Here is an 8,139-nt window from a genome sequence, read left to right on the forward strand (position 1 = left end):
GGGGGTGGGGTCGCCCGGGCCGCCGAGGTTGTCGTTGAGCAGGTGGCCTTGGCAGTAGAACGCCGGTCCGGTGGCAGCGGAGAACATCGCGGTGTAGTCGTATGGCCGGAAACCCTTGCTCGTCGCCGGCTTGGAGCCGTACTTGTAGCTGGGTCCGCTGACGGCCCGCACGGAGGTGCCCTGACCCGTCGTCGCCTCCACGGCGCCCCACGTCGCGTCGTTGGTCAGGGTTCGTTGGACGGTGACAGCCCGCGCCACCGCACTGTTGCCGGCGGTGCGCTGCAGGGCGAGCAGCCTCGCCGCCGGGCTCCCGACGCCGGGGACGCCGGGCGGCGACGGGGAAGCGGGCGGCTCGGCCTTCGGATGCCGTTGCCGCTGCGCCTTGGCCGCCCGCCCGGACGAGGCGTGCTGTGCCCGTGCGTCCACAGTCCAGCATGCGCCGAACGTCGACGCCCGGGTCAAGGGACGTCGGGGCAGTCCTTCCTGCCCGTTCGGGCCCTCGGTGCGTCCCAGACCGGCCGTGAGCGACATACCGAACAGTGCGCTGCCCGTGCCCTCAGCGCACAGGGCGCCGTGGGCAATACGCTGGGCTGATCCGACGCGCAAAGGAGAGCCCCATGTACGGCCGTGTGAAGGACGAGCTCACCGCGACGCTGCAGGAGATCCGGGATGCGGGCCTCTACAAGGATGAGCGCGAGCTCACCTCGCCCCAGTCCGCGCACGTCACGACGACGCAGGCCGAGGCGCTCAACTTCTGCGCGAACAACTACCTGGGTCTCGCCGACGATCCCGGCGTCGTCGAGGCAGCCCGGACGGGCCTGGCGCAGTGGGGCTTCGGGATGGCGTCGGTCCGTTTCATCTGCGGCACGCAGACCCCCCACCGGAGTCTCGAGCGGCACCTCTCGGACTTCCTCGGGATGCAGGACACGATCCTGTACTCGTCGTGCTTCGACGCGAACGGTGGCTTCTTCGAGGTCCTCTTCGACGCGGACGACGCGATCATCTCCGACGAGCTCAACCACGCCTCGATCATCGACGGGGTCCGGCTCTCGAAGGCCCAGCGCTTCCGCTACCACAACGCCGACATGACCGACCTGCGCCGTCAGCTCGTGGCTGCCCAGGACTGCCGGCGAGCCGTCATCGCGACCGACGGTGTCTTCTCGATGGACGGCTCCTACGCGCCGCTGCCGCAGATCTGCGACCTCGCCGACGAGTACGGCGCGATGGTGTTCGTCGACGACTCGCATGCCGTCGGCTTCGTCGGTGAGGGCGGTCGCGGCACGCCGGAGCTCTTCGGCGTCCAGGACCGGGTCGATGTCCTGACCGGCACCCTCGGCAAGGCGCTCGGCGGCGCGTCGGGGGGCTACACGAGCTCGCATCGCGAGGTCGTGGACCTGCTTCGGCAGAGATCGCGGCCCTACCTCTTCTCCAACTCGGTCGCCCCCGCCGTCGTCACCGGCTCGATCGCAGCCCTCGAGCTCATCGCGTCCTCGGACGACAAGCGCCGGGTCCTGCGCCGCAACACCGAGCTGTTCACCCAGCTCATGACCGATGCCGGCTTCGACCTGCTCCCGGGCACCCACCCGATCCGTCCGGTGATGTTCCCCGGCGACGACGGTGCCCGACTGGCGGCCGAGATCGCCGACCACATGCTCGCGAAGAGCGGTGTCTACGTCATCGCGTTCAGCTACCCGGTCGTCCCACGCGGCAGGGCCCGGATCCGCGTGCAGCTCTCGGCCGCGCACTCCGAGGACCACGTCCGCACGTGCGTGTCCGCGTTCGTCGCGGCCCGGGACGCCGTCGGTTGACAACTCCCGGCGGCGGCTCACCGGTGCCGGGTAGCGCAGAGCTGGGGTGGCCTTCGCTATGGTTCCTCCAACCGCTGCAGCCCGACGTAGGAGCCCGATGACCATCAAGGAACACGGACTGCACACAGGTGAAGGTGCCGGCCGGATCGGCCCCTTGGTCGAGGGCCTCACACCGGGCTACTACGCGCTCGTCATGGCGTGCGGGATCGTCTCACTCGGGCTGCAGCTCGTCGGTCAGGACGCGTTGTCGGCGGCGCTCTTCGCGGTCTGCATCATCGGCTACGCGGTCCTCTGCGTGCTCAACCTGTGGCGCTTCATCAGCTACCGTCACGCGATGGCTAGCGACTTCCGCGCGCCAAGACGGGCCTTCGGCTTCTTCACCTTCGTCGCCGGAACGAACGTGCTCGGGGCGCGCGCTGCTGCGGAGCAGTGGTACACCCTGACCATCGTGCTCCTGCTGGTCGCCGCAGTCGTGTGGCTCGTCCTCGGCTACGTCATCCCCTGGAGCGCGGTGCTCAGCCAGGACCACCGCCCGGTCGTCGAGCTCGCGAACGGCACGTGGTTCATCTGGGTCGTCGCGAGCCAGTCGGTCGCAGTCTCGGCTGCCACGCTCGAGGTCGTCTTGAACGACGCCCGACACTACCTCGCTGTCCTCGCGGTGCTGTCGTGGTCGATCGGCGTCTTCCTCTACGCTGCGTCTGCGATCATCGTGTCGCTGCGGATCATGCTCTACGAGCTCAAGCCGGAAGAGTTCGACCCCCCCTACTGGGTCTCCATGGGAGCGATCGCGATCACCGTCGTTGCCGGGGCGCGCATCGTCGAGATGCAGTCAGCCCCCATGGTCGACGCGACGCGCGGCCTGATCGCCGGGCTCTCCGTCGTCTTCTGGGCCTTTGCGACCTGGCTCATCCCGGTGCTCATCGCTGCGGGCGTCTGGCGGCATCACATTCGCGGGATCCCGCTTCGGTACGAGGCGACGCTCTGGAGCATGATCTTCCCGCTGGGCATGTACGCCGTCGCGTGCATCACCCTCGGCCGGGCCGACCACCTGCCGATCGTCGAATGGATCGGCACTCACTGGCTCTGGGTCGCGGTGGCCGCGTGGTTCATCGTGTTCGTCGCGATGTTGCGCGGACTCGGTCGAGCGCTCTTCGGGCGGCGTGCGACGTCAGTCGGCTGAGCGGCATACCAGTCAACGGTCAAGGGTATGCCGCTCAGCGGGGCGGCGTCGCTGCGCTCAGCCGTGCGTGACGTCCACCCGCGCGCGCATCCACGGACGCGACAGGTCGAACCGGCGACCCGAGATCTCCTCGACCGTGACCCCGATGACTGTGTACTTCGGGGTGCCGACCCACGGCCGCAGCGGCAGTCGCTCCGCGACATATGCGTCCTCACCGTCGAGCAGATGGGCGCTGCCACGGACGACGACGCTCGTCGCGTGCTCGCCGGTGATCTCGTCCGCCTCGAAGGCGACGTCGTCGTTCATCGTCACACCGAACACCTTGCTGCCCTCCGTCGTGAGGAAGATCAGCCGGTGGTTGTCGACGGCATAGTTGATCGGCACGATGTGGACCTCGCCGATCAGGTGGAAGGCGAGACGCCCGAACTCGTGCGTCCGCAGGAACTCCCACGACTCCTCGGGGTGGAGGATACGGACCGGATCACCCGGGAACTCGTACTGGTACTCGGACATGGTGGCCACCTGCTCTCGTCTCTCGGCCTTGCACTACATAGTGTAGTAGGTGGCCGGGGTGGGGGCCATGATGTCGATACGTGAGGCTGGTCGCATGATCGTGCGTGACTTCCAGGAGCGGGACTGGCCGCAGGTGTGGACCATCATCGAGCAGGTCGTCCGGGCCGGCGACACCTTCCCCTACCCGAGGGACCTGACCGAGGAGCAGGCGCGAGCCCTGTGGCTCGACAACGGGCCCCGGGGTCGGGTAGCTGTGGCGGTCGACGAGCGGGCCGTCGTCGGCACGGCGAAGATGGGGCCGAACCGCCCAGGCCCCGGCCAGCATGTTGCGACCGCGAGCTACATGGTCCGGTCCGGCGTGCGCGGCCAGGGTGTCGGGCGCGCACTCGTCGTCGACTCACTCGCGTGGGTGCGCGCCAACGGCTACGCGGCCATGCAGTTCAACGCGGTCGTCGAGCAGAACGTCGGTGCGGTGCGCCTCTACGAGGAGCTGGGCTTCCGGATCATCGGGACCGTGCCGCAGGCCCACCAGCTGCCCGACGGACGCCGGGTGGGACTGCACGTCATGCACACGGCGTGGGCCTGACCCTCCGGGGCCGAGAGGATGGCCCGGTGACAGGCTCCCGTCGTCCCCGACCGACCACCGGTGTGCCCTCGGTCGTCATCGTCGGACCGGGCCGCGCGGGTGGCTCGCTCGCCACATCGCTCGTGGCGGCAGGGGTGAGCATCCCGGCCCTTGCCACGCGAGACGGCCTTCGGCATCCGGTGGCGGATGAGCTCGGCCTGGCCACCTGTACTCCGGGCGATGCGCTCGGGCTGGCCGAGGTCGTCGTGCTCGCTGTCCCCGATGACGCGATCTCCGGGCTCGCGCGTGGGCTCGCCGGCCGCCTCACCCGGCGGACCGAGCCGACCGGCGCAGCCGACCAGCCGGGCCGGGAGTCCCGGCCGTTGGTGGCGCATCTGAGCGGTGCGCTCGGATTGGCTCCGCTGCGTCCGCTCGCGGTCGCCGGGCTGGCGACGGCCGCCTGGCACGTGCTGCAGGCCTTTCCCTCGCCCGACACGGGTGTACGCGCAGGGGTGGTGCACGCCGTCACCACCGAGGTCCCTGCGGCCAGGGCCAGCCTGGCCCGACTCGTGGCCGCCCTCGACGGGCGGCTGCTGGACCTCGCGGATGCCGACCGCGCCCGCTATCACGCTGCGGCCGTGATCGCGGCCAACGGCACCGCCGGGGTCATGGTCGCGGCGAGCCGGCTCCTCGAGGCGTGCGGCCTGAGCAGCAGCGAGACCCTCGCTGCCCTCGACCCGCTCGTCGACTCGGCACGCGAGGCAGTCGTGCGTGCGGGCATCCCCGGGGGCCTGACCGGACCGTGGGTGCGCGGTGACCGAGGCACGGTCGAGCGCCACCGCGCTGCTCTCGCCGGGCAGGCAGACGTCCTTGCCCTGTATGACGCGCTCGCACGTGTCGTCGGCCAGGTGGCCCTGCCACCGAGCCCCGAGTCGAGCCCGGACGCATGACCGCCGACTACCCTGCGGGCATGGGTTGCGAGTCGACGGTGAGTGGGATGATCGACCAGGCTTGGTGCGGGCCCGGGCAGGACCCCGGGCTCGAGCCCGGAGAATCCCCCGGCGCGCGAGCCCCGGAGGAGGCACAGGCATGAGGACCACGCTGCAGCAGCTCACCCAGCGCGTCGCCGCAGGGGAGCGCCTCGTCATGGTCACGTGCTATGACTACACCTCGGCCCGACTGGTCGACCGCTCGCAGATCGACCTGGTCCTTGTCGGCGACTCGCTGGGGATGGTGATGCTCGGCCACGAGTCGACCGTGCCGGTGACCCTCGACGACATGGTGCGCGCCGCCGCGTCCGTGGTCCGCGGGTCGAGGCGGCCCCTGGTCGTCGGCGACCTGCCCTTCCTCAGCTACACGACACCCGCTGCCGCGCTCGCTGCCGCGCACCGCCTGCTCGCCGAGGGTGGGGTGCAGTCGGTGAAGCTCGAGGGTGGGGCGCAGATGGTCCCCCAGGTGGAGAGTCTCGTGCGGGCCGGCGTGCCGGTGATGGGCCATCTCGGTTTCACCCCCCAGTCCGTCAACCAGATCGGGATGCGCGTCCAGGGCCGCGAGGCCGGGGCCGCGGTGAGCGTCATCCAGGATGCGCTTGCGCTCGAGGCGGCCGGCGCGTGGGCCATCGTGCTGGAGCTCGTGCCGGAGCAGCTCGCGGCCGAGGTGACGGCCCGGGTGTCGGTGCCGACGATCGGCATCGGTGCGGGCGCCGGGTGTGACGGGCAGGTGCAGGTCTGGCACGACATGCTCGGCCTGTTCGAGGACTTCGTGCCCAGGCACACGCGGCGGTTCCGCTCGCTCGGCGCGGAGGCCGTCGCCGGGCTCGACGAGTATGTCGCTGCGGTGCGCGCCGGTCAGTTCCCGACGAGGGAGAACACCAGCCGGATGGACGACGACGTGCTGGCCCAGGTCCGGTCCGACCTGGCGGAGCGGGCCTGATGCAGGTCGCGCGCACCCGGGACGACCTCCGCGCGACGCGGGCGAGCCTCGGCACGGTGGGGCTCGTCCCGACGATGGGCTTTCTGCACGACGGCCACCTCTCGCTCGTCGACGTCGCGCGCCGGGAGCATGACGCGGTGGTGGTGTCGATCTTCGTCAACCCGACCCAGTTCGGCCCCGGGGAGGACCTCGACTCGTATCCCCGCGACGTCGACCGTGACCTGACCCTGCTCGAGAAGGCGGGAGTCGACCTCGCCTGGGTGCCGGACGTGGAGGACGTCTACCCCGTCGGGTCCTGCACGCGGGTGCGGGTCGAGGGGCCGCTCACCGCAGTGCTCGAAGGGGCCAGCCGGCCGGGCCACTTCGACGGCGTCGCGACCGTGGTGACGATCCTGCTCGGGGTCGTCGACCCGGACGCACTCGTGATGGGCGCCAAGGATGCCCAGCAGGTGGCGGTCCTGCGACACGTCCTCCGTGACCTCGGTATCGCCGTGGACCTCGTCGTCGGGCCGACGTGGCGCGAGCAGGACGGGCTCGCCATGAGCAGCCGGAACGTCTACCTGACGCCCGCGGAGCGGGCCGCGGCTCCGGTCCTGCGCCGGTCCCTCACCACGGTCGAACGGCTGTATGCCGCTGGGGAACGCGACGCCGAGACGCTGCGTTCTCTCGTGCGCCGGAACGTATCGGCCGAGCCGGCGGGCTCACTGGAGTACGTGTCGGTGGCCGACCCGGTCACCTTGGCCGAGCTCGAGAGGGTCGGACCCGAGGGGGCCCTCGTCTCGCTGGCCGCGCACTTCGGTCGGGCCCGGCTCCTCGACAACGTGACCCTCCCAGCCGCCGTCACCCCACCCCCATCGAGAGTGCAGTAGTCCTGATCGAGAGTGCAGCAATCCGCATCGAGAGTGCGCAATCCTGATCGACAGTGCAGCAATCCTGATCGACAGTGCAGCAATCCTGATCGACAGTGCAGTAGTCGTCATCGAGGGTGCGGCTCTGCCAGAGTCGTGTCCACATCCCTGTCTTGGGCTGCCTGTTTGTCCACCGTTGGATCAGCGCCGCTGCGCTGGGTCCGTCCGACGCGCAAGGCTTGCGCCATGTCGATCCTGTACTTGCCCAGACAGCTCCAAGGCCGACCGTTCACGGTCCGGGAAGCCTTGGACCTCGGCTTGACCCACGCCGATCTGGGCACCTTGCGACTTCCCGCGCCAACGAGGGGCGTACGCACAGAGGCTCAGCCCGGCTGCCTGGGCGAGCGGTGTGCTGCCTTCGCGACGGTGATGGATGGCGACTTCGCCTTCTCGCACCTGACTTCTGGCGGCTTGCACCGGTTGCCCGGCTCGACCGCGATGGACGCCGACCCCACCACCCACATCATCCGTCGATCGAGCGAGGCCCATGTCCGCAGGCGCGGCGTTCGTGGCCATCGTGGCTACGAATGCCGGGCCATCGAGGAGGTGGATGGCCTGCCGGTGGTCGGGCTGACGGACACGTGGGTTGACATGGGCGAACTCGTCGGTCCTGGTCTACCGGTCGGGCTGGATGACCTGATCGTCATGGGAGACGCGATCGCGACTCGGCTGCGCTCGGTGGAGCCGTTACGGCAGGCCCTTGCTACGCGTGTTCGGCCCCGCGGGAAGCTCACCTTGCTCGAGGCACTGGAGTCGGTCCGGGTGGGCTCGGAGTCCCCAGCCGAGACCCGCACCCGGCTGGTCCTCGTCCGTGGCGGACTACCCGAGCCCATCCTGAACGACCCGATACGCACCCGGTCAGGAGTCTTCGTGGGCAGGCCCGACATGAAGTACAAGAATCCGGTGCGGATCGCCGTTGAAGTGCAGGGGCACGAGTTTCACAGTGGTAGCGAAGAGCGGGTGTGTGACGAAGCCCGTTACGCCGACTTCGGTAAGGAGGGCTACGAGGTCGTCCCGGTATGGAGCGACGACGCGAACAGCGATGCCGGACGGTCTGCCCTGGTGCTCAATGTCGCGCAGATCCTCTGCTTCCCTCGCAGCCGGCTCACCCTGGACGAATGCGCTCCCCGATTCTTCAGCCGGCGCATGCTCGAGCTGGCCGAGCTTCGTAAGAGTCGACGTGCCCGCGGACAATGACCGCGCGCGTGCACGGTCGACCAGGACTACTGCACC

Annotated in this window: 9 protein-coding genes; 7 read left to right on the forward strand and 2 right to left on the reverse strand. The window is 69.8% G+C overall.

The features are described from left to right. The coding region (locus L0H79_RS18510) for a hypothetical protein (protein ID WP_301486119.1) at positions 1–426 on the reverse strand (426 nt) is incomplete at its 3' end. A 191-nt stretch (positions 427–617) separates the two neighbouring features. Here L0H79_RS18510 and L0H79_RS18515 point away from each other — a divergent pair. Together L0H79_RS18515 and L0H79_RS18520 are read left to right on the forward strand one after the other, a co-directional pair. Next, positions 618–1,808 carry a glycine C-acetyltransferase gene (locus L0H79_RS18515; protein ID WP_301486120.1) on the forward strand — a complete coding sequence of 397 codons (1,191 nt, stop codon included), beginning with the start codon at positions 618–620 and terminating at the stop codon, positions 1,806–1,808. 97 nt (positions 1,809–1,905) lie between these two features. After that, positions 1,906–2,988 carry a tellurite resistance/C4-dicarboxylate transporter family protein gene (locus tag L0H79_RS18520; protein ID WP_301486121.1) on the forward strand — a complete coding sequence of 361 codons (1,083 nt, stop codon included), beginning with the start codon at positions 1,906–1,908 and terminating at the stop codon, positions 2,986–2,988. 57 nt (positions 2,989–3,045) lie between these two features. Here the strand turns inward: L0H79_RS18520 and L0H79_RS18525 are convergent, their stop codons facing one another. Further along, positions 3,046–3,501 (reverse strand): pyridoxamine 5'-phosphate oxidase family protein, encoded by a 456-nt coding sequence (locus L0H79_RS18525; protein ID WP_301486122.1) that lies wholly within the window; start codon positions 3,499–3,501, stop codon positions 3,046–3,048. A gap of 94 nt (positions 3,502–3,595) precedes the next feature. Here L0H79_RS18525 and L0H79_RS18530 point away from each other — a divergent pair, with 94 nt between their 5' ends. The 5 genes from L0H79_RS18530 (at position 3,596) to L0H79_RS18550 (ending at position 8,103) form a co-directional block, all read left to right on the forward strand. After that, positions 3,596–4,087 carry a GNAT family N-acetyltransferase gene (locus tag L0H79_RS18530; protein ID WP_301486123.1) on the forward strand — a complete coding sequence of 164 codons (492 nt, stop codon included), beginning with the start codon at positions 3,596–3,598 and terminating at the stop codon, positions 4,085–4,087. A 26-nt stretch (positions 4,088–4,113) separates the two neighbouring features. Beyond that, positions 4,114–5,016, forward strand: coding sequence for a Rossmann-like and DUF2520 domain-containing protein (locus tag L0H79_RS18535; protein ID WP_301486124.1), 903 nt, complete (start codon positions 4,114–4,116; stop codon positions 5,014–5,016). A 139-nt stretch (positions 5,017–5,155) separates the two neighbouring features. Further along, the gene (gene panB / locus L0H79_RS18540; protein WP_301486125.1) at positions 5,156–5,998 is read left to right on the forward strand and encodes a 3-methyl-2-oxobutanoate hydroxymethyltransferase; all 843 of its coding nucleotides are present in this window, start codon (positions 5,156–5,158) and stop codon (positions 5,996–5,998) included. After that, a complete protein-coding gene (panC, locus tag L0H79_RS18545; protein WP_301486126.1) occupies positions 5,998–6,867 on the forward strand; it encodes a pantoate--beta-alanine ligase in 870 nt (289 codons plus the stop codon). Before panB ends, panC begins: the two co-directional genes overlap by 1 nt. 225 nt (positions 6,868–7,092) lie before the next feature. After that, a complete protein-coding gene (locus L0H79_RS18550) occupies positions 7,093–8,103 on the forward strand; it encodes a hypothetical protein (protein WP_301486127.1) in 1,011 nt (336 codons plus the stop codon). Positions 8,104–8,139 lie beyond the last annotated feature (36 nt).

This window comes from Intrasporangium sp., from assembly GCF_030452765.1.
Taxonomy (GTDB): Bacteria; Actinomycetota; Actinomycetes; order Actinomycetales; family Dermatophilaceae; genus Intrasporangium_A.